This is a genomic window from Mesorhizobium sp. B2-4-1 (assembly GCF_006442185.1).
GTDB lineage: Bacteria > Pseudomonadota > Alphaproteobacteria > Rhizobiales > Rhizobiaceae > Mesorhizobium.
Genome location: NZ_VFVN01000015.1, coordinates 56964 through 76563, shown reverse-complemented (window position 1 = coordinate 76563; position 19600 = coordinate 56964). Strand labels below are relative to the sequence as shown.

Below are 19600 nucleotides of genomic sequence, written 5' to 3'. Positions count from 1 at the left end.
AGCCAACCCCGCATGTCTGTGCGGCGCCGGCCCGATGATCCTTCGCATTGCCACGATTTGTACCACCCCGTGGGCAATCGCATTTCCCGTGAAAATCCTGACGGATCGATTTTAAGGAAAGGTTGCGTCGGGTATCGGCGATACCGCCGGCCGGCAAACATTTGCCGGCATGATTAAGGATCGGTGTGCGCGGGATGCAGGAGCGGGCGGCGCGCTACCAGCGCACGAAAAACCGGCCGCCGAGCGCGCCGAGCAGCGCCAGCGCGGCGATCGCGATCGTATACCAGGTGGCGACGAAAAGCGGCGAATCATCAAAGCAATGCGCGGCATAGAAGGTCGCCGCCAGCCCGCCGGCGAGCAGGCCCGCGGCCGTGCCGGCCAGCACCGGCCGTGTCGGCGCGCCATAGCGCAGCATCCACAGGAAGATGGCCAGTGGGCCGATGCCGATCAGCGGGATGAGCCCCATGCAGACCATCATGTTGGAACCGACGAGGCGCCTGCCCCAGTCGGCCTCGGGCACGGCGTAAAGCTCCAGCACCACGGCCACTGCCACGAGCACGGGCGCAGCCGCCATCCAGGCCGCCGCCTTGCCTGTCGATGCTCCCGGTGTCGACAATGCCCTGACGAAGGCGAAGGCGCTGGCGGCGAGCACGATGGTGAACAGGAACTTCGAAAGAAAGCGCATCGTATGTGCGGCAGCCATGAAGTCGGGGCGCGGACCGATCGTCATCATGAAAACCGCGCCCGCGATCACGGCGGCCACGCCGGCAGCCAGCCACCAGGCCGAGCGCAGCGGCATCGCCTTGCTGCGGGCGTCGGCATCAAGCGCCTTGATGAGATCCTCGGTCCTCATGTCATTCCCGCCCAAACCGCCCCTGCCCGAACCGCTTGGCAATGGCTGCAAGTCCGCGATGCAAGGAAACCCGCACCGCTGTTTCGCTGATGCCGAACTTGGCTGCCGTGTCGCCGATCGAGCGCCCCTCCACCGACACGGACGACACCACGGAGCGCTGTGCCGGCGGCAGGCCGTCGAGCGCCCGGCTGATGTCGCGTTCGCTGACGGTTTCCGTTTCCGGCTCGGCGAAGGTTTCGGCAATATCGTCGACATCGATCTCGATGCGCCGTCCGCGCCGCCGGAACGCGTCGATCAGCTTGAAGCGCGCGATGGCATAGACCCAGGGCAGCACAGGTGCGTCCTGGCGCCAGGTGTGCCGTTTCACATGAATGGCCAGCAAGGTTTCCTGCACGACATCCTCGGGATCGACCCCGCCTTTGACGATCTTGCGCCTGGCAAAACCGCGAACCAGAGCGGCCGTCCGGTGCAGAAAGTCGGCATAGGCCCTTTCATCTCCCGCGATCGCGGCTCGCATCAGCCGGGAAAGCTCGGCCTCGTCCTTGCCGCTCACAAGAGTTCACTCCCCGATCTTCGCGCCTCGGCGCTGATTTGTTACGTGGCCGGCGAAATAATGTCCAAGGCAAACTACCGGCAAGTCACGAAAGATTGCGGGCGAACGCGAACTTGGGCTCGTCGACGGCGACTGTGTCCTGGACCGTCGGTCGTGCGCGGCCATCACGCGGAATTGTCCGCCTGGCATGGGCCTGTGCCGCCAGCGGCCGATTGAAGCAGGCCAAAAATGTTGACTACACCTGTCATGTATCGATAGGTGCTGCGTGCCAGTTCAACGAGATCGAGGACGACGCCCATGAAATACGCTCTTTCCACCCTTGCCGGCGCCGCGGTGGTGGCGGTCAGCCTGATCGCTGGCCAGGCGATGGCTGAGGATACAGGCATCATCGTCTACAATGCCCAGCACGAGAGCCTCGCCAAGGAATGGGCCGACGGCTTCACCAAGGAAACCGGCATCAAGGTCACGCTGCGCAATGGCGGCGACAGCGATTTCTCCAACCAGATCGTCGCGGAGGGCACCGCCTCGCCCGCCGACGTGTTCCTGACCGAGAATTCGCCGGCCATGGTGCTGGTCGAGAATGCCGGCCTGTTCGCGCCGGTCGACGCCGACACACTGGCGCAGGTTCCGCAGGATTATCAGGCAGCGAGCGGCAAATGGGTCGGCGTTGCCGCCCGCAGCACCGTCTTTGCCTACAATACCACCAAGCTCAAGGCCGACCAGTTGCCCAAGTCGCTGCTCGACCTTGCCGATCCGAGCTGGAAAGGCCGGTGGGCCGCCTCGCCGTCGGGCGCCGATTTCCAGGCCATCGTCAGCGCGCTGCTGCAGCTCAAGGGCGAAGCCGCGACAGCGGACTGGCTGAAGGCGATGAAGCAGAATTTCACCGCCTATAAGGGCAACAGCACCGTGATGAAGGCGGTCAACGCCGGCGAGATCGAAGGCGGCGTGATCTATCACTACTACTACTTCGGCGATCAGGCCAAGACCGGCGAAAACAGCAAGAACGTAGCGCTGCATTATTTCAAGAACCAGGATCCGGGCGCCTTCGTCTCGACCTCCGGCGGTGGCGTGCTGGCTTCGAGCAAGCATCCCAAGGAAGCCCAGGCTTTCCTGAAGTGGGTGACCGGCAAGGGCGGCCAGGACGTGCTGAAGAACGGAACGTCCTTCGAATACGCGGTCGGCAAGGGCGCAGAGTCCAATCCGAAGCTGGTGCCGCTGGCCGACCTGCAGGCGCCGAAGATCGATGCCGCGACGCTGAACTCCAAGAAGGCCACCGACCTGATGACGGCGGCCGGCTTGCTTTAGTTGCCGTTCGTCCTAATAAGGGCACCGGCCGTGCTCCCGCGGGAATTCCGCGGGAGCGTTTTGTTTTTTCGAGATGGCATTCGTCGATGACGACACGCTGTATTCCCGACCATGATCGTGGTCTTTCGATTGCCGCCGCCGGGCGGCAAGGGCGCGAAGTCTGAGCCGATGCAGTTCGCGGCCGACATTGCAAGCCCGGGCCTGCCGCCGAGGACGCGCCGCAGGGCGCGCCGGCGCGCTGCGTCATGGATCGTTGCCGCCGCTATCTTCGTTTCGCTGCTGGCCCTGCTGCCGCTTGCCTTCATCGTCTGGGTCGCCGTGCAGACCGGTTGGGAAACCGTCTCGGCGCTGGTTTTCCGGCCGCGTGTCGGCGAGCTTCTGGCCAACACCGTCCTGCTTGTCGCGCTCGCCGTGCCGATCGCCATCATCCTGTCGGTGGCGCTGGCCTGGCTGACCGAACGCAGCGACCTGCCCGGCGCCCGGCTGTGGGCCTGGCTATGCGTGGCGCCGCTCGCCATTCCCGCCTTCGTGCACAGCTATGCCTGGATCACCATGGTGCCCGGGCTGCATGGCTTGTGGGCCGGCGTGCTTGTCTCTGTCATAGCGTATTTCCCGTTCCTTTATCTGCCGGTATCGGCGGCCCTGCGCCGGCTCGATCCGGCGCTCGAAGACGCCGCGGCCGCACTCGGCCTTGGTCCCTGGCGTGTGTTCTGGCGCGTCGTGCTGCCGCAGCTCAGGCTTGCCATCTGTGGCGGCGCATTGCTGGTCGGCCTGCACCTGTTGGCCGAATACGGCCTTTACGTCTTCATCCGCTTCGACACCTTCACCACGGCGATCGTCGACCAGTTCCAATCGACCTTCAACGGGCCGGCCGCGAATATGCTGGCCGGCGTGCTGGTGAGCTGCTGCTTCGTGCTGCTCGGGCTGGAGGTGCTGGTGCGCGGGGAAGAGCGCTATGCCCGCGTCGGTTCGGGCGCCGCGCGCCACCAACAGCGCGCGCCGCTCGGCCGGGCGACCGTGCCTTGCCTGCTGCTGCTTGCCGCCACCACGCTTCTGGCGCTCGGCGTACCGTTCGTCACCATCGGACGCTGGCTTGCCGCCGGCGGCGCCGAGGTCTGGCGGCTCGACGAGATCGGCCTGGCGCTCGGCCAGACGTTGTTCCTGGCGCTCGCCGGCGCGCTGCTCGCCACCGTCGCCGCCATGCCGATGGCCTGGATCTCGATCCGCGCGCCGGGGCCTCTGCAGCGCTTGCTGGAGGGCTGCAACTACATCGTCGGATCGCTGCCCGGGGTCGTGATCGCACTGGCGCTGGTCACCATCACCGTGCGCATCGCCCTGCCGCTCTACCAGACCCTGTTCACCATCCTGGTTGCCTATGCCTTGATGTTCCTGCCCCGCGCCCTGATCAGCCTGCGGGCGTCGATCGCGCAGGCGCCGGTCGAGCTCGAGCGCGCCGCGTCCAGCCTCGGGCGGTCGCCGCTCCATGCATTGTGGTCGACGACGATCCGCCTGTCGGCGCCGGGTGCCGCCGCCGGCATGGCGCTGGTGGCGCTCGGCATCATGAACGAGCTGACCGCGACCCAGATGCTGGCGCCGAACGGCACCCGCACGCTGGCGATGGCGTTCTGGTCCTACAGCGGCGAGATCGACTACGCTTCGGCAGCACCTTACGCCTTCATCATGGTGGCGATGTCGCTGCCCCTGACCTGGCTGCTCTATGTCCAGTCAAAACGGATGGCTGGACGATGAGCTTTCTCGAACTCAGGGGCTTGCACAAGCATTACGGCCCGGTCGCGGCGCTTGCCGGCATCGATCTCGACATCGCCAGCGGCAGCCGCACGGCCATCGTCGGGCCGTCCGGCTGCGGCAAGACCACCTTGCTGCGGCTGATCGCCGGTTTCGAGGCGCCCGACCAGGGCAGCATTGTGCTTGACGGAAAGATGCTGGCCGACAGCGGCGGCGCCGTTCCGGCGCACCGCCGCGGTATCGGCCTGGTTGCACAGGACGGCGCCCTGTTTCCGCACCTGACGATTGGCGACAATATCGGTTTCGGGATGGACCGCAGGCTGGACAAACGCTCCGAACGCATCGTCGAACTGGCCTATATAGTAGGGCTGGACAAGGCGATCCTGAAGCGCCGCCCGCACGAACTCTCCGGCGGTCAGCAGCAACGCGTGGCGCTCGCCCGCGCCATGGCGATGAAGCCGCGGCTGATGCTGCTCGACGAACCGTTCTCGGCGCTCGACACCGGCCTGCGCGCCTCCATGCGCAAAGCCGTGGCGGAACTGCTCGAAGCCGCCGGCATCACCACCATCCTGGTGACGCACGATCAGGCCGAGGCGCTGTCCTTCGCCAGCCAGGTCGCTGTGATGCGCGAGGGCCGATTCTCGCAGGTCGGCACGCCGCGCGAACTTTATCTCAAGCCGAAGGACAGGATGATTGCCGAGTTCCTTGGCGACGCCATCATCCTGCCGGCGAAGATAGCGGGCGGTTTCGCCACGTCGCCGCTTGGCCGCATCGCCGTCGATACGTCGGACAGCCGCGATGTCGCCCGCATCATGTTGCGGCCGGAGCAGATCGGACTGAAGCGGACATCGCGCGAGGGCATGTCGGGCACGCCGGACATGCTTTTTGGCGAGGTAACGGAATCCGAATTCGCCGGCTCGACCTGCACGGTCGCGGTGCGGTTGCTCAACAGCCCCGACCCGCCGGACGCCGCCGCCATCGGCAGCACGCCGCTGATCCTGCGCAAGTCCGGCATGGACGCGCCGGCGGTCGGTGAGATCGTCCGGCTCACCGTGTCGGGACAGGCGCATGTATTCGCCTGACCGGCCGACGGTTCGCGGCTCGCTGATCAGCATGCAAGATTGGCGTCAGTCGACCCTCTTTGCAGCCTGATCGAACCAGTGAAGTTTCTCGGCCTTGGCCACGACGCGCAACTGGTCGCCGGGCTTGGCTGTTGCGCGCGCGGCCACACGCACGACGATGCGGTCGCCTCCTGCCGCACAGTGAAGAAAGCTGTCCGCTCCCACCGGCTCGACCGCCTCCACCATTGTCGGCAGCACGAGCGCGCCGGACGGTGCCTCGGCCGCGAAAGTGACATCGGCATCCTCGGGGCGGAAGCCAAGCGTGACGGCATTCGCAGGCGCAAAGTCGCTCGTCTTGCTGCCGGTCAGCGCCGGACCCGAAAGGGACAGAAGATTCATCGGCGGTGCGCCGATGAAAGAGGCGACGAACGTCGAGGCCGGCTTTTCGTAAATGTCGAGTGGCGCGCCCGCCTGCTCGACCAATCCGCCATTCATGACGACAAGGATGTCGGCCAACGTCATCGCTTCCAACTGGTCATGGGTGACGTAGACCGAGGTGACACCGAGCGAGCGCTGCAAGTTCTTGATTTCGACCCGCATCTGGCCGCGCAGCTTGGCATCGAGATTGGAGAGTGGCTCGTCGAACAGGAAGACTTTCGGATTGCGCACGATGGCGCGGCCCATGGCGACGCGCTGGCGTTGACCGCCTGAAAGCTCGCGCGGGCGCCGGTCAAGCAGCGCTGAAAGCTCCAGCACCTTGGCGGTCGAACGAACCCTGCTGTCGATCTCGTCCTTGGGCGTACCGCGATTGCGTAGCCCGTAAGCCATGTTGTCGTAGACTTTCATATGCGGATAGAGCGCATAGTTTTGGAACACCATGGCGATGTCGCGCTCGGTCGGGCCGATCGTGTTGACGATCTTGCCGTCGATAGCGACCGTGCCGGAAGAAATGGTCTCCAGCCCGGCGATCATCCTCAAAAGCGTGGACTTGCCGCAGCCGGACGGCCCGACCAGCACACAGAGTTCTTTGTCGGGAATGGCAATGGAGACGCCCTTCACGGCTTCGACGCCGCCGGCATATACTTTCTTCACGTCCCTCAGATCGACCGTCGCCATCGGCTTCTCACTTTTCGGTGTCGACCAGTCCGCGCACGAACCAGCGCTGCATCAGCACCACAACCAGGATTGGCGGCAAGATTGCCAGGATCGCCGTGACCATGACCAAATGCCATTGGGTGTCGGCATCGGCGAAGGAGACCATCTTCTTCAGTGCGATGACGATGGTGTTCATATCGTTGCTGTTGGTGACCAGCAGCGGCCACAGATACTGCGTCCAGCCGTAGATGAAAAGAATGACGAACAGCGCCGCGATATTGGTGCGCGACAATGGCAACAGGATATCGAAAAAGAACCGCCATGGACCGGCGCCGTCGACGCGCGCCGCCTCAACCAACTCGCCCGGGATGGTCATGAAGAACTGGCGGAACAACAACGTTGCGGTGGCCGAGGCGATCAGCGGGATGATCAGTCCGGCATAAGTGTCGATCATACCGAGGTCGACCATTACCTTGTAGGTCGGCAGGATGCGCACCTCGACGGGAAGCATCAGGGTGATGAAGATCAGCCAGAAGAAAGTCATGCGCAGCGGAAAACGGAAGAAGACGATCGCATAGGCCGACAGGATCGAGATGAATATCTTTCCGACCGCAACGCCGAGCGCCATGATCGTGGAGTTGAGGAGCAGCCTGCCGACGCCGAGCCCGCCGATGCGGCCGACGCCGCCGAACAGCGCCTCGCCGTAATTGTTCCAGAACTCGCTGCCCGGCCGGAAAGGCAGTGGCGGCCTAAGGATGGTTTGCAGCGTCTGCGTCGAGGCAACGAAAGTGTAGTAGATCGGAAAGGCCACGATCAGTATGCCGAGGATGAGCACGGCATGTGCAAGGAAAATGCGAAACGGGGATTGACCGATCATCGCGCTCCTCAGCCGTAATGAACCTTCCGTTCCACGTAGCGGAACTGGATGGCGGTGAGCGCGATGACGATGACCATCAGGATGACCGACTGCGCCGCCGAATCGCCGAGGATCAGATTGACGAAGCCGTCATTGTAGACCTTGTAGACCAGTGTCTCGGTGGCCTTGCCCGGCCCGCCGCCGGTGACGGCGTGGACGATGCCGAACGTGTCGAACAGCGCATAGACGGTATTGACGACCAAAAGGAAAAACGTCGTCGGCGCCAAAAGCGGGAAGACGATGGTCCAGAAGCGCTTGGTTTCGCCGGCGCCGTCGATCGCCGCCGCCTCGATCAGCGTTTTCGGCACCGCCTGCAGCCCGGCGACGAAGAACAGGAAATTATAGCTGATCTGCTTCCAGGCGGCCGCCGCCACCAGAAGGATCATGGCGTCGGTGCCGTTGAGCAGCGGATCCCAGGCGACGCCCAAACGTCTCAGCAGATAAGACAGCGAGCCGATCGATGGATTGAACAGGAACAGCCACAGCATGCCTGCAATCGCCGGCGCCACCGCGTAGGGCCAGATCATCAGCGTGCGGTAGAGGCCTTTGCCGCGCACCACCTTTTCCGCCATCACGGCAAGGAGCAGCGCCACGCCCATGGCAACGATCACGGTCGCGAGCGAAAACACCACTGTGACCTTGATCGAGTTGAGATAGGCCGGGTCGGCAAGCACCTTGCGGAAATTGGCAAACCAGACGAACCTGCTCCTCAGCCCGAACGGGTCCTGCCTCAGCATCGACTGGTAGAGCGCCTGCCCGGCCGGCCAGTAGAAGAACACCAGCGTGATGGCAAGTTGCGGCGCCACCATTAGGTATGGCAAGACTTTGTTGGGAAAGACGACGCGCGGGGTCAATGCGCCGCTCCGGCGTGGAAAGCCGAGCGGCACTCTACGGCGCTCACCGCTGCCCTGCCGGGCATCTCCCCCTCTTGGAGGAAGATTGGCAGTTCCTGCGGCAGCTGCCATTCTCCAGCTTTGACAATTGCCGAAAACGGTCGCGACAGCCAGTCTCCCCCCTCCAGGGGGAGATGCCCGGCAGGGCGGAGGGGGGTCTCGTAGAGCAAGGACTATAACTCGATAGGCTCGACGCGCCCTAATTCCCCAGCGCTTCCTTGATCGCCGCGTTGCCACGCGTGACCGCATTGTCGAGCGCCTGCTGGGCGGTTTCCTGGCCGGCAAGCATCTTTTCGAACTCCTCGTTCTGGATGTCGCGCACCTGCGGCAGGTTCGGCAACCGCACGCCCTTCGAATTGTCGGTCGGCGCCTTGCCCGTCATCTGCAGGATCGGCGTCTCGCGACCGGGATTCTTGTCGTAGAAGCCGGACTTTTTCGTCGCCTCATAGGCGGCGAGCGTCACCGGCAGGTATCCCGATTTCTGGTGCAGATATTCCTGCACATCGGTCTTGGACAGATAGGCGAAGAAAGCCGCGACGCCTTTGTACTCCTCGTCGGACTTGCCGCCGAAGACCCAAAGGCTGGCACCGCCCGGCGTCGTGTTCTGCGGCGCGCCCTTGGCGTCGCTGTCATAGGGCAACTGGCCAATGCCGTAGTTCATGCCCGACTTGACGATGTCGCCTAGGCCGCCCGAGGATTCGGTGAAGATGCCGCATTCGCCGGCGAGGAATATCTGCTTGGCTTCGGAGGTGCGCCCGCCATATTTGAAGGTGCCGTCCTTGGCCAGATCGGCGAGCGCCTGGAAATGTTTGACGAAGATCGGCGAGTTGATCTTGAGTTCGACATCACCGCCGGCCAGGCCATTCTGCTGCGTGGCCCACGGCACATCGTTCCACGCCGCGAAGTTTTCCAGGTGTATCCAGGTCAGCCAGGTCGAGGTGTAGCCGCAAGCGGCGGCGCCGCTCGCCTTGATCTTTTTGGCATCCTCCCACACCTCGTTCCAGGTCTTGGGTGGGTTGTTCACATCGAGCCCCGCCTTCTGGAAGATGTCCTTGTTGTAGTAGAGGATCGGCGAGGAGGAGTTGTAGGGGAAGGACAGCATGGTGCCGTCCGGCGTCGAATAATAACCGACGATGCCTGGCAGATACTGGCTCTTGTCAAAGTTCATCCCGGCGCCGGTCAGCACCTCGGCCACTGGCTTGATCGCGTCCCGGGCCGCCATCATCACGCCGGTGCCGACATCGAACACCTGGATGATGTCAGGCGACTGGCCGGCGCGATAGGCGGCGATGCCGGCATTCAGCGTTTCGGGATAGGTGCCCTTGAAAACCGGAACAATCTGGTAGTCGCCCTGGCTGGCGTTGAAATCCTTGGAAATCTTGTCGACGACCTCTGCGTTGGCGCCGGTCATGGCGTGCCACCAGCTGATCTGCGTGACGGCGAAGGCGGAGGTTGTGGAAAGCAGGGTCACGGCGACACCGGCCGCGAAGCCAAAGAACTTCATGTTTCGTCTCCCGTTCTCATTGCTTGTCATTGGCGAAAGGGGCACTCCCGCAATGGCACTATGTGTCGTTCGCGCGCAGCGGACAACGGTTTTGTTGCGGGCAGGCGCACTTCATGTCCGGCTAAAGTAGCGTTCACTTCCGGATGAAAGTGACCCGGAAAAGGATTGCATAGCGGCTTGCTGCTTGAATTGATGTACCAGGGACCTGTCTCGAGACGGTCAGCGACCTCACCGACGAACGGCGTCTAACAGCACATGACAACGCTGACATGACAACGCTGAAAAAGGCGTCGGTTTGCTCGGTCGATGCGTGGAAATTCCCGTCCCGCGCTCAGCCTGACGGATTTGACATCGGCCAATCAGTCTGCTGGCCGGGAATGGGTCTGCCGCCGCTCAGTTCTGCTGCCGCTGGGTTCCAGAAGCGCGCGGCAAGTAGAGATGCAGGCTTGTTCCCTGACCGATTTCGCTATCGATTCGGACATGCCCACCGGATTGCTTGATGAAGCCGTAAACTTGGCTTAGCCCGAGTCCCGTACCCTGCCCTTCCGATTTTGTTGTGAAGAACGGCTCGAAAACGCGCGCCAGGGTGTCCTTGCTCATTCCACAGCCGGTATCGCGTACAGTCACGCGAACAAATGAAGCCGCCGCTGAACGCAAATCCTCCAGATCATTTGGAAAATTGCTGGTCTCAATCGTGAGAGTGCCACTGCCTTTCATTGCATCTCTGGCGTTCACGGCAAGGTTAAGAACGGCGATGTCGAGCTGGTTGGCATCGATAAGGATAGGGCCCAAGGCTGGATCCAGATTGCATTGTACCCGGATGCCGCTCCCCAACGTCCGTTCCAGCAGCGTCGTCAGCCCCTTGATACGTTCATTGAGATCAATCTGTTCCGGGACCAGGGATTGGCGTCGCGAAAAGGCAAGCAGTTGCTGTGTTAGCGCTCCTCCATTTTCGATCCGCCTGAACATCTCCTCGACCAGCAGAGCGACTTTCTCATCCGCAGGATCTTTAGCGATCTGTTTCTCCAGAAGCCGAAGGCCAGACCCGAAAACGGCGAGTAGGTTGTTGAAGTCATGGACAATGCCAGCTGCGAGGCGTCCAATGGCCTCGAGCTTTTGTGACTGGCGTGCGTTTTCTTCTCTTGATCGCTGGGCCGAGACATCGCGCAGGCTGGCAAGCAATGCGGGCCTGCTGTCCCAGGTAACCTCGACCGTACGCATTTCCACTTCTGCCGGCTTGCGGCCGGAACGGTGAACGGTGATCTCGGCGATCTCTCCGGAGACGACCGGACGGCCGAGCGGAACGTGGAGGAGTTCGTCAAGCGGCTGTCCAAAAATTACGGCTGCCGCAGGATTGGCATAGAGCACTGTTCCGTCCAAATCGACCACCAGCATCCCGTCGGCGGTATTTTCGATCAACTGGCGAAAGCTGAGCTGGCTGATGCCAGCCGGAGATGTATCTCCGGGCGATTCCAGCATTTCGGCGGCGTTTTGCGCCGTATTCAAGGCGCTCTTCATGTCGACGTGTTGTCCACGGCGGAGTCGCCGAACACATCAGGCGCGCTGTCAAAGGGCTTTCCAAGATGCATACCGCCACTGTCGATGGTGAAGCGCCGTATCTGTTTGTCGTGTTCGCTGCCGCGCATTTTCAGCACCATCATGCCGCGATGCATGAATTCTTCCTGCTGAATGTAGCGCAACAGAATGATCGAATCGGTGAGTGTGGAAATATGCTGCTCGCTAGCGCTCTGGCCTCCGACAAGCGATTTGTTGGTAGCGGTGCAAAGGCCGGCAATTTCGCGCTTCTTTATGAAGGAGGTGACGCTGATCAAGAACTCACGAAACCCGGTTTCTGGCGCGATGCGTTCCAATGCCGACAAGCTGTCGATTGCCATGCGATCGGGTTTGAACTCCGCCACCAGTTCGCGGATCATCAGAAGGTGATCCGGCAAACTCTGCGCTTCCGGATAAAGGCAGACTACCTTCAGGCGACCATCCGCCTCCATCGCTTCGAAATCGACGCCCCAGCTACGCGCGTTGCGGAAAAGCTGGCCGCGGCTCTCCTCATAGCCGACGAGCAAGGCGCGTTCGCCCGCAGCCACTCCGCCCGCCAGAAAGTTGGTGACAAGTAGAGTCTTTCCGGTGCCTGTGGCTCCACTGACAAGGGTTACGCTGTCGCGAAAGAACCCGCCGCTGCACATTTTGTCGAGTTCGGAATTACCACTGGTGACCCGTTTCGTGCTTGATTGCTGCTCCAGGCGCAACGATGACAGAGGCACAGCTACGATGCCCTGTTCGGCGACCAGCGTTATGGGCACTTCGCCCTCAACGTGACGGCTGCCGCGCATTTTCAGGACTTCTATGGTCCGCCGACGGCGCTCGCGATCAAGGGCATTGCGAAGGATCACGACATTGTCTGCGACGAACTCCTCTATTCGGTGACGGGAGATTTCACCATATTCACTGTTGCGTTCCGCGGTCATAAGGACCGTCAGCCCTTCTTTCTTCAGCGCGGTCGCAATACGTAGAAGTTCGCGGCGCACTGCCGTCTGCTCGGCTACGAAATGATCGAAAAGTTGGGTAACCGAATCGAGCACGATGCGCTTTGCCCCGGCGCTTCGGCTCGCGTGCAGAATGCGGGTCAGAAGACCGGCGAGGTCGAAATCGCCCACAACCACCTGGTCCTGATCGCGCGGGCTCGCATCGACGAAAACAAGCTTGTCCGCCGCTCGCCAGCCGCGGATGTCCCAGCCGAAGCTCGCCATGTTCACCTCGATCTCGGTTGGCGACTCCTCGAAGGTGACGAAGACACCGGCCTCATTGAGACCGGTGATGCCATGCGCCAGGAACTGCGTGGCGAATACGGTCTTGCCGCTACCGGGCGTGCCGCCCACGATGGTGGTGCGTCCGCGCGGCAAGCCACCCATCACCAAGTCGTCAAAAGCTTCGATCCCTGTATTGACGCGTTCAAGAACCGGGTCGATAGAGATCTCATCCGTCGCGGTCATGAATATCATCCTTCTTGCGAAAACCGAAATAGTCCAGAACCTGAGCGATATTGCTGATGTCGCCCACCAGACGGCGCGGGGGATCGGCGGATTCGTCGGAGAGCGTCGGCGTTGCTAGTATCCCTGCTCGCTCCGCCTCATGAGGATGTTCCAGGATATCGAAGATCTGGATTTCAATGGATGCGCTCATCTCCTCGATTATCTTCAGGCGGCTTTCCAGTGCCCGACGAGCACCGGGCGTGTCTCCGGCGATGTAGAGCCGGAGAAGGGGATGGGCCCCTGAAGCGGGCGGTTGTTCCGGGTTCATATCTCACGCTGGTTGCACGGGTTCAGTATCGACGTGCTCTACGCGACACGCCAGCAATTCAACCGCAGGGCTTTGTTGTCCGCCTTGGGCGATCTTCTAGCATTTCGCCTGGAGCCGACGCGCCACAGCTCGCGCTCGATGGGGCCTGGATCAGCACCCCTGTCACTTCTTAGACATTCGCGCTTTGCGCGTCTGCGCACTAGTGGACATTTCTCCGGTTATTGGGATATGGGCCGCAAGCGATCGTTCGGAGGAGTGTAAATGGAAGCCCGCGCCCACATAGACTCCGGCATGATCGGCAACAATCTTCTGCGGGCACTCACCGCGGCAGATTGGGCAATCCTCGAGCCTTGGCTGGATGAGTGGTCGGCCCCCACCGGAACACTGCTTTATGAACCTGGCGACACGGTTCGCCATGCATACTTCCCGAGAGGTCCCAGCCTGATTTCCTATCTCGTCGTGCTGAGCGACGGGCGTGCGATCGAGACGGCTCTGGTCGGACGAGAAGGGGCAATTGGCGGAGTTGTCAGCCAAGGCAGGCTCCCAGCTTACGCTCGCGCTGAAGTACAATTGGGAGGTTCGTTCTTCCGCATCGACCTGCTTAACCTTGAAGAGGCGAAGTCCAGGTCGTCGACGCTACGGAATCTGTTCGCGCGGTACGCGGACTGCCTGATGGCGCAGATGTTCCAGTCCGTCGCCTGCAATGCCGCGCATTCGATCGAGCAACGGACAGCGAAATGGCTGCTGGCCGCCATTGATCGGACGGGCACTCCCGATCTGGCGCTGACACAAGAACAGCTCGCCGTAATGCTCGGAGTCGGCCGGAGCTATTTGAGCCGCGTCATACGCGATCTGAAAGAACACGGTCTCATTGAGACCCATCGTGCCCGGATCGTCGTTCGCAAGGTCGACGGCCTGCGGTGGCTTGCTTGCGAGTGCAATGCGGCGGTCAGTCATCACTTCGACGAAGTATTGAAGGGCGTCTATCCCCTGCCGACCAACGCCTCGTCTGGCCGATAGCACAAACGGCTCGCCATATATGTCCTTAAGGTGAGTCCCTGGACGCCGAGGCTTGGACTACTATCTCGGCAAGCCGGCGCCGATCCAGGCATTCGACGAATTGACCGGGTCGGCTCAGGCCGCCGCGGATGGGCTGGGCGGAACCGTTGCGTGGTCAAGCCGCGCTTGCGCCCAGCCTTGTCCCAGCCTCTTCAAGACCCGAGCGCGGCCTCGACAAGCCGCTTGGCGTCCGGCCCCGACCACTCGGCCGGCCCGTTCATATGAGCGATCAGGCAGCCTTCGCCGTCGATCAGCAAGGTGACGGGCAGGCCGAGCGCCAGACCGCGCGTCTTGAGCTCGTTGAACAGCGCCATCGTCGAATCCCTGTAATAGCCGAGCGCCTCGACGCCAGTGTCCTTGAGGAACTTCTTCGGCTTCACGTCGTCGCCGGCATCGACATTGACGGCGACGACCTGGAACGCATCGCTGCCTTTCTCCTTCTGCAAGGCGTCCAGCGCCGGCATTTCGGCGCGGCATGGCGCGCACCATGTCGCCCACAGATTGAGCAGCACCGTCTTGCCGGCATGGTCGGCGATGGTCATCGGCTTGCCGTCCGGGCCGTTGAAGGCGAGGCTCTTCATCGATTGCGGCGGATCGGCTGGCAAGAGCGCCGCGACCTCGCCGGTGGCGGCTGCGGCGATCTTCTTGGCGCGTTCGCTCTTGGCGGCGCAGGCGACATCGTCCTTGCTGTCGCCGACGGCGACTTGCGACGCGGCGTTGTTGCCAGACCGGCTCTCGCTGACATATACCGCGACCGCGCCGGCCAGCGCTCCCGCCACCAGGGCGGCGAGGATCAGGCGCGGGGCCGGGAAAAATCTGTTTCCGTCTGCCATGTTCTCAAAACTGCTCCGAGCACGGGTTTTATAGCCATGAGCGACAAGAAGACCAGCAACCAGATGTGGGGCGGACGATTTGCCTCGGGTCCGGCCGCGATCATGGAAGCAATCAACGCGTCGATCTCGTTCGACCGCAAACTCTATGCGCAGGACATCAGAGGTTCGATCGCCCATAGCGCGATGCTGGCGCAAACGGGCATTATTTCGGCGGCCGATCAAGAGAAAATCGCTCACGGCCTGAACACGATCCTGAAAGAGATCGAGGCGGGCACGTTTGAATTCTCGACAAGGCTGGAAGACATCCACATGAACGTCGAGGCCCGCCTCGCCGAGCTGGTCGGTCCGGCCGCCGGCCGGCTGCACACGGCCCGCTCTCGCAACGACCAGGTTGCAGTGGACCTCCGGCTCTGGGTCAAGGACGAGTGCTTTCGCGTCGCCGAGGCCTTGAAGGGCCTGGTCGGTGCGTTGCTGGAGCGGGCCGAGCAGCATGCCGCGACGGTGATGCCGGGCTTCACCCATATGCAGGCGGCGCAGCCGGTGACATTCGGCCACCACTGCATGGCCTATGTCGAGATGTTTTCGCGCGACCTGTCGCGGGTGCGCGACGCCATCGAACGCATGGACGAAAGCCCGCTGGGTGCGGCCGCCCTTGCCGGCACCAGCTTTCCGATCGACCGCCACCGGACCGCCACGGCGCTCGGCTTCCGCGAGCCGATGCGCAATTCGCTGGACAGCGTCTCGGACCGCGATTTCGCGCTGGAATTCCTGGGACTGGCGGCCATATGCGCCACGCATCTGTCGCGGCTGGCGGAAGAAATCATCATCTGGTCAACGCCGCAATTCGGCTTCATCAGGCTGTCGGACAGCTTCTCCACCGGCTCCTCGATCATGCCGCAGAAGAAGAACCCCGACGCCGCCGAACTGGTGCGCGGCAAGACCGGGCGCGTCACCGGCCATCTGGTCGGCCTGCTGACGGTGATGAAGGGCATGCCTTTGACCTATGGCAAGGACATGCAGGAAGACAAGGAATCGGTGTTCGATGCCGCCGAGACGCTCGACCTGATGCTGGCGGCGATGACCGGCATGGTCTCCGATATGACGGTGAACGCGGCGGCGATGAAGAAGGCTGCCGGCTCCGGCCACGCAACCGCGACCGACCTTGCCGACTGGCTGGTGCGCACGCTCGGCCTGCCGTTCCGGGAAGCGCATCATGTCACGGGACGGGCGGTGGCGCTGGCCGAAGAGAAGAAGCTGAGCCTGGAGAAGCTTGCGCTGGAAGACTTGCAGTCGATCCACCCCGGCATCACGAAGGACATCTTTTCGGTGCTGGCCGTGCAGAACTCGGTGAAGAGCCGCACCTCCTTCGGCGGCACCGCACCGTCGGAAGTCAGGAAGCAGATCCGCTACTGGAAAAAGCGGCTGGCCAAGGCGTGATGCCGGACATTGCGGCCAGCCATATCCCGGATATTGCAACCGCCAATATCCACGATATTGCAACGGCAATATCCAGGGTGCAATGCGCCGAGAACTCGGCTAAAAGCAGCGGCGGAAAAAAGTTTCGGACGGATGGATCGATGACCGGAAGCAGGATTTTGGTGACACTGACGCTGCTTGCGGCGGTTGCCGCCGTTACGGCTTGCGGCAGAAGGTCCGGTCTCGACACGCCTTACGAGGCGGCCGTGCAGGCGCGCAAGGACGCCGAGAAGGCACACCAACCCGTGCCGCCGGAACCGGAAAAACCGGTCGCGGACAAGAAGTTCATTCTCGACCCGCTGCTCTAGAGCCGGTCAGAGCGGTTTAGAGTGCTAAACCCGCTCCCACCCTGCTCCAACTTTTCGGAACCACTCTCGTGAACCATTTCGACTACCGCGACGGCGTGCTTCATGCCGAGGACGTGGCGATATCGGACATCGCCGCAACCGTCGGCACGCCATTCTACTGCTATTCGACGGCCACGCTGACCAGGCACTACCACGTCTTCGTCCAGGCATTTGCCGGGCTCGATGCACTGGTCTGCTACGCCATGAAGGCGAATTCCAATCAGGCGGTGCTCAAAACCCTGGCCAGGCTCGGCGCCGGAGCCGACGTGGTGTCGGAAGGCGAGTTGCGGCGCGCGCTGGCAGCCGGCATCCCGGCCAGCAAGATCCTGTTCTCCGGCGTCGGCAAGACCGCGCGTGAGATGGACTTTGCGCTGGCAGCCGGCATCCTGTGCTTCAACGTCGAATCCGAGCCCGAACTCGAACTGCTCTCGTCGCGCGCCGTTGCCCTGGGCAAGGTGGCGCCGGTCTCGCTGCGCATCAATCCGGATGTCGACGCCAGGACGCACAAGAAGATCTCGACAGGCAAAGCCGAGAACAAGTTCGGCATCCCATGGCAGAAGGCGCGTCAGGTCTATGCGCGCGCGGCTGAATTGCCGGGCATCAAGGTCACCGGCATCGACACCCATATCGGCAGCCAGATCACCGAGCTGCAACCCTTCGACGATGCCTTCGCGCTTTTGGTGGAACTGGTCGGCGCGCTGCGCGCCGACGGCCATGCCATCGAGCATGTCGATCTCGGCGGCGGTCTCGGCATTCCCTACCGCGTCGACAACAACCCGCCACCGCTCCCCGACGCCTACGCGCAGATCGTCCGCAAGCACGTCACCAAGCTTGGCTTGAAGGTGATGTTCGAGCCGGGCCGGCTGATCGTTGGCAATGCCGGTATCCTCGTCTCGCAAGTGATCTTCGCCAAAGAAGGCGATGCCAAGAATTTCCTCGTCGTCGACGCCGCCATGAACGACCTGATCCGGCCGACGCTCTACGACGCTTTCCACGACATAAGACCGGTGGTGCTGCCCCCCGCCGACGCGCCGCGCATGACGGTCGATATCGTCGGCCCGGTCTGCGAGACCGGCGACTATCTCGGCCTCGACCGCGACCTGCCAAAGCTCAAGTCCGGCGACCTGATCGCCATCGCCACCGCTGGCGCCTATGGCGCGGTGCAGGCCGGCACCTACAACACCCGCCTGCTGGTACCGGAGGTGCTGGTCGACGGCGATCGTTTCCACGTCGTGCGCCCGCGCCAGACCTATGACGAACTGATCGGCCTGGATTCGATCCCCGACTGGCTTGCATAGAAGCCAAACGACGGAGGTCCTACAGTCGGTTCTGGATCAGCGCTCTCGCCTCGGCGATCCTGCCCTCGTCGCGGCGATAGAAGGTCCATTGCTTGGTGCGCTTGGTCCGTAACAGCCCTGCCTGCGTGAGCACACGCATGTGCTCGCTGAGCGTCGCCTGCGTAATGCCGAGCTTTTCAGCGATCAGCAGCGCACAGACGCCGTCCTCGACCAGATCGCCATCCGCCTGGGCCGGGAAATGCGCGCGCGGATCCTTCAGCCAGTCGAGGATCCGCAGCCTTCGTTCGTTGGCAATCGCCTTGAACACGTCAACCTCTTGCATTTAGGCATTTTGCCAAGTTACTAATTGCTGTCAATCCCGAGGAGATGGCCATGACCGACGGCAGCACCATAACGCGCGAACGCATCGCGGCGATGGAACCGCGCATCCGCCCCTATGTGCGCCAGACGCCGGTGCTGCGCGTCGACATGGCCGATTTCGACCGGCCGCCGCTGGCGGTCGACCTCAAACTCGAATGCCTGCAGCATTCCGGTTCGTTCAAGGCGCGCGGCGCGTTCACCAATCTTCTCGAGCGGCAGGTCCCCGAGGCCGGTGTCGTCGCCGCCTCGGGCGGCAATCATGGAGCGGCGGTGGCGTATGCCGCCATGCGGCTCGGCCATAGGGCGACCATCTTCGTCCCGGAAGTGAGCCCGCCGGCCAAGCTGGAGCGCATTCGCAGCTACGGTGCCGAGCTGGTCGTCGGCGGCGCCCGCTATGCCGAGGCGCTAGCCGCCAGCGAACGTTTCGCCGAGCAAACCGGCGCCTTGCAGATCCACGCTTTCAACCAGGAGGAAACGCTTATCGGGCAAGGCACGCTCGGGCTGGAAATCGAGAACGACCTGCCTCAGATCGACACTTTGCTGGTCGCCGTGGGCGGCGGCGGCCTGATCGGCGGCATCGCCGCCTGGTTCGCCGGCCGTATCCGCATCGTCGCCGTAGAACCCGAGGGCGCGCCGACACTCTATCGCGCCCTCGAGGCCGGCCATCCGGTCGATGCGCCGGCCGAGGGCATCGCCGCCGATTCCCTGGCGCCCAAACGCGTCGGCGAGATGATGTTCCCGATCGCCGAGGCCTTCGTGGAACGCTCCATCCTGGTCAGCGACGACGAGATCGTCGTCGCCCAGAAGGCGCTGTGGGACCGGGTGCGGATCATCTCGGAACCCGGTGGCGCCGCGGCGTTCGGCGCCATCCTGTCCGGCCGCTATGCGCCGGCACCCGGCGAACGGCTCGCCGTCCTGGTCTGCGGCGCGAACGCAAACCCGGCGAAATTCTGATCGCTGCGCCTTTCTCTCCTTCACGTTTTTCA

The 19600-nt window shown here is 62.8% G+C and carries 19 protein-coding genes; 8 read left to right on the top strand and 11 right to left on the bottom strand.

From position 1 onward, the window contains the following. Positions 1–214 precede the first annotated feature (214 nt). Positions 215–853 (bottom strand): NrsF family protein, encoded by a 639-nt coding sequence (locus FJ949_RS27510; protein WP_140500813.1) that lies wholly within the window; start codon positions 851–853, stop codon positions 215–217. A 1-nt stretch (position 854) separates the two neighbouring features. Next, positions 855–1406: a sigma-70 family RNA polymerase sigma factor gene (locus FJ949_RS27505; RefSeq protein ID WP_140500812.1), complete on the bottom strand. Its 552-nt coding sequence runs from the start codon at positions 1404–1406 to the stop codon at positions 855–857. A 297-nt stretch (positions 1407–1703) separates the two neighbouring features. Between FJ949_RS27505 and FJ949_RS27500 the strand changes: the two genes are divergently transcribed. The 3 genes from FJ949_RS27500 (at position 1704) to FJ949_RS27490 (ending at position 5539) form a co-directional block, all read left to right on the top strand. Next, on the top strand, positions 1704–2711 hold the full coding sequence (locus FJ949_RS27500) for an iron ABC transporter substrate-binding protein (RefSeq protein ID WP_140500811.1): 1008 nt from the start codon (positions 1704–1706) through the stop codon (positions 2709–2711). 168 nt (positions 2712–2879) lie between these two features. Then, the gene (locus FJ949_RS27495) at positions 2880–4460 is read left to right on the top strand and encodes an iron ABC transporter permease (RefSeq protein WP_181165391.1); all 1581 of its coding nucleotides are present in this window, start codon (positions 2880–2882) and stop codon (positions 4458–4460) included. Continuing rightward, the gene (locus tag FJ949_RS27490; protein WP_140500809.1) at positions 4457–5539 is read left to right on the top strand and encodes an ABC transporter ATP-binding protein; all 1083 of its coding nucleotides are present in this window, start codon (positions 4457–4459) and stop codon (positions 5537–5539) included. Before FJ949_RS27495 ends, FJ949_RS27490 begins: the two co-directional genes overlap by 4 nt. 45 nt (positions 5540–5584) lie before the next feature. Here the strand turns inward: FJ949_RS27490 and FJ949_RS27485 are convergent, their stop codons facing one another. From FJ949_RS27485 to FJ949_RS27455, 7 genes are all read right to left on the bottom strand, one after another. After that, entirely contained in the window at positions 5585–6634 is a 1050-nt protein-coding gene (locus FJ949_RS27485) for a sn-glycerol-3-phosphate import ATP-binding protein UgpC (RefSeq protein ID WP_140500808.1), read from the bottom strand. A gap of 7 nt (positions 6635–6641) precedes the next feature. After that, complete coding sequence (ugpE, locus tag FJ949_RS27480) at positions 6642–7490, bottom strand: sn-glycerol-3-phosphate ABC transporter permease UgpE (RefSeq protein WP_140500807.1); 849 nt, start codon at positions 7488–7490, stop codon at positions 6642–6644. A gap of 8 nt (positions 7491–7498) precedes the next feature. Beyond that, entirely contained in the window at positions 7499–8338 is an 840-nt protein-coding gene (gene ugpA / locus FJ949_RS27475) for a sn-glycerol-3-phosphate ABC transporter permease UgpA (protein ID WP_246680040.1), read from the bottom strand. A gap of 283 nt (positions 8339–8621) precedes the next feature. Then, positions 8622–9926: a sn-glycerol-3-phosphate ABC transporter substrate-binding protein UgpB gene (gene ugpB / locus FJ949_RS27470; protein ID WP_140500805.1), complete on the bottom strand. Its 1305-nt coding sequence runs from the start codon at positions 9924–9926 to the stop codon at positions 8622–8624. Positions 9927–10319: 393 nt separating this feature from the next. Further along, positions 10320–11444 (bottom strand): ATP-binding protein, encoded by a 1125-nt coding sequence (locus FJ949_RS27465; RefSeq protein WP_140500804.1) that lies wholly within the window; start codon positions 11442–11444, stop codon positions 10320–10322. Beyond that, entirely contained in the window at positions 11441–12934 is a 1494-nt protein-coding gene (gene kaiC / locus FJ949_RS27460; protein ID WP_140500803.1) for a circadian clock protein KaiC, read from the bottom strand. The genes FJ949_RS27465 and kaiC overlap by 4 nt, the downstream gene beginning before the upstream one ends. Then, positions 12918–13241: a circadian clock KaiB family protein gene (locus FJ949_RS27455; RefSeq protein WP_140500802.1), complete on the bottom strand. Its 324-nt coding sequence runs from the start codon at positions 13239–13241 to the stop codon at positions 12918–12920. The genes kaiC and FJ949_RS27455 overlap by 17 nt, the downstream gene beginning before the upstream one ends. A 261-nt stretch (positions 13242–13502) precedes the next feature. Here FJ949_RS27455 and FJ949_RS27450 point away from each other — a divergent pair, with 261 nt between their 5' ends. After that, entirely contained in the window at positions 13503–14261 is a 759-nt protein-coding gene (locus FJ949_RS27450) for a Crp/Fnr family transcriptional regulator (RefSeq protein WP_140500801.1), read from the top strand. A 191-nt stretch (positions 14262–14452) separates the two neighbouring features. Here FJ949_RS27450 and FJ949_RS27445 read toward each other — a convergent pair whose 3' ends face one another. Continuing rightward, entirely contained in the window at positions 14453–15133 is a 681-nt protein-coding gene (locus FJ949_RS27445; protein ID WP_140500800.1) for a TlpA disulfide reductase family protein, read from the bottom strand. A gap of 36 nt (positions 15134–15169) precedes the next feature. Here FJ949_RS27445 and argH point away from each other — a divergent pair, with 36 nt between their 5' ends. The 3 genes from argH to lysA all read left to right on the top strand — a co-directional run bounded on the left by argH (position 15170) and on the right by lysA (position 18254). Further along, the gene (argH, locus tag FJ949_RS27440) at positions 15170–16570 is read left to right on the top strand and encodes an argininosuccinate lyase (protein ID WP_140500799.1); all 1401 of its coding nucleotides are present in this window, start codon (positions 15170–15172) and stop codon (positions 16568–16570) included. A 140-nt stretch (positions 16571–16710) separates the two neighbouring features. After that, entirely contained in the window at positions 16711–16917 is a 207-nt protein-coding gene (locus tag FJ949_RS27435; RefSeq protein WP_140500798.1) for a lipoprotein, read from the top strand. Between the two features lie 68 nt (positions 16918–16985). Further along, complete coding sequence (lysA, locus tag FJ949_RS27430; protein ID WP_140500797.1) at positions 16986–18254, top strand: diaminopimelate decarboxylase; 1269 nt, start codon at positions 16986–16988, stop codon at positions 18252–18254. A gap of 19 nt (positions 18255–18273) precedes the next feature. Here lysA and FJ949_RS27425 read toward each other — a convergent pair whose 3' ends face one another. Then, complete coding sequence (locus tag FJ949_RS27425; RefSeq protein ID WP_140500796.1) at positions 18274–18576, bottom strand: metalloregulator ArsR/SmtB family transcription factor; 303 nt, start codon at positions 18574–18576, stop codon at positions 18274–18276. 50 nt (positions 18577–18626) lie between these two features. Here FJ949_RS27425 and FJ949_RS27420 point away from each other — a divergent pair, with 50 nt between their 5' ends. Beyond that, positions 18627–19568, top strand: coding sequence for a threonine/serine dehydratase (locus tag FJ949_RS27420; protein WP_140500795.1), 942 nt, complete (start codon positions 18627–18629; stop codon positions 19566–19568). Positions 19569–19600 lie beyond the last annotated feature (32 nt).

Bases quoted from the DNA above. Each gene is read 5' to 3' on its own strand.
- FJ949_RS27435 (WP_140500798.1), top strand. From the start codon at position 16,711: ATGACCGGAAGCAGGATTTTGGTGACACTGACGCTGCTTGCGGCGGTT.
- FJ949_RS27500 (WP_140500811.1), top strand. From the start codon at position 1,704: ATGAAATACGCTCTTTCCACCCTTGCCGGCGCCGCGGTGGTGGCGGTC.
- ugpE (WP_140500807.1), bottom strand. From the start codon at position 7,490: ATGATCGGTCAATCCCCGTTTCGCATTTTCCTTGCACATGCCGTGCTC.
- FJ949_RS27465 (WP_140500804.1), bottom strand. From the start codon at position 11,444: ATGAAGAGCGCCTTGAATACGGCGCAAAACGCCGCCGAAATGCTGGAA.
- kaiC (WP_140500803.1), bottom strand. From the start codon at position 12,934: ATGACCGCGACGGATGAGATCTCTATCGACCCGGTTCTTGAACGCGTC.
- FJ949_RS27445 (WP_140500800.1), bottom strand. From the start codon at position 15,133: ATGGCAGACGGAAACAGATTTTTCCCGGCCCCGCGCCTGATCCTCGCC.
- FJ949_RS27455 (WP_140500802.1), bottom strand. From the start codon at position 13,241: ATGAACCCGGAACAACCGCCCGCTTCAGGGGCCCATCCCCTTCTCCGG.
- ugpA (WP_246680040.1), bottom strand. From the start codon at position 8,338: ATGGTGGCGCCGCAACTTGCCATCACGCTGGTGTTCTTCTACTGGCCG.
- argH (WP_140500799.1), top strand. From the start codon at position 15,170: ATGAGCGACAAGAAGACCAGCAACCAGATGTGGGGCGGACGATTTGCC.
- ugpB (WP_140500805.1), bottom strand. From the start codon at position 9,926: ATGAAGTTCTTTGGCTTCGCGGCCGGTGTCGCCGTGACCCTGCTTTCC.
- FJ949_RS27510 (WP_140500813.1), bottom strand. From the start codon at position 853: ATGAGGACCGAGGATCTCATCAAGGCGCTTGATGCCGACGCCCGCAGC.
- FJ949_RS27490 (WP_140500809.1), top strand. From the start codon at position 4,457: ATGAGCTTTCTCGAACTCAGGGGCTTGCACAAGCATTACGGCCCGGTC.
- FJ949_RS27450 (WP_140500801.1), top strand. From the start codon at position 13,503: ATGGAAGCCCGCGCCCACATAGACTCCGGCATGATCGGCAACAATCTT.
- FJ949_RS27495 (WP_181165391.1), top strand. From the start codon at position 2,880: ATGCAGTTCGCGGCCGACATTGCAAGCCCGGGCCTGCCGCCGAGGACG.
- FJ949_RS27420 (WP_140500795.1), top strand. From the start codon at position 18,627: ATGACCGACGGCAGCACCATAACGCGCGAACGCATCGCGGCGATGGAA.
- FJ949_RS27485 (WP_140500808.1), bottom strand. From the start codon at position 6,634: ATGGCGACGGTCGATCTGAGGGACGTGAAGAAAGTATATGCCGGCGGC.
- FJ949_RS27425 (WP_140500796.1), bottom strand. From the start codon at position 18,576: ATGCAAGAGGTTGACGTGTTCAAGGCGATTGCCAACGAACGAAGGCTG.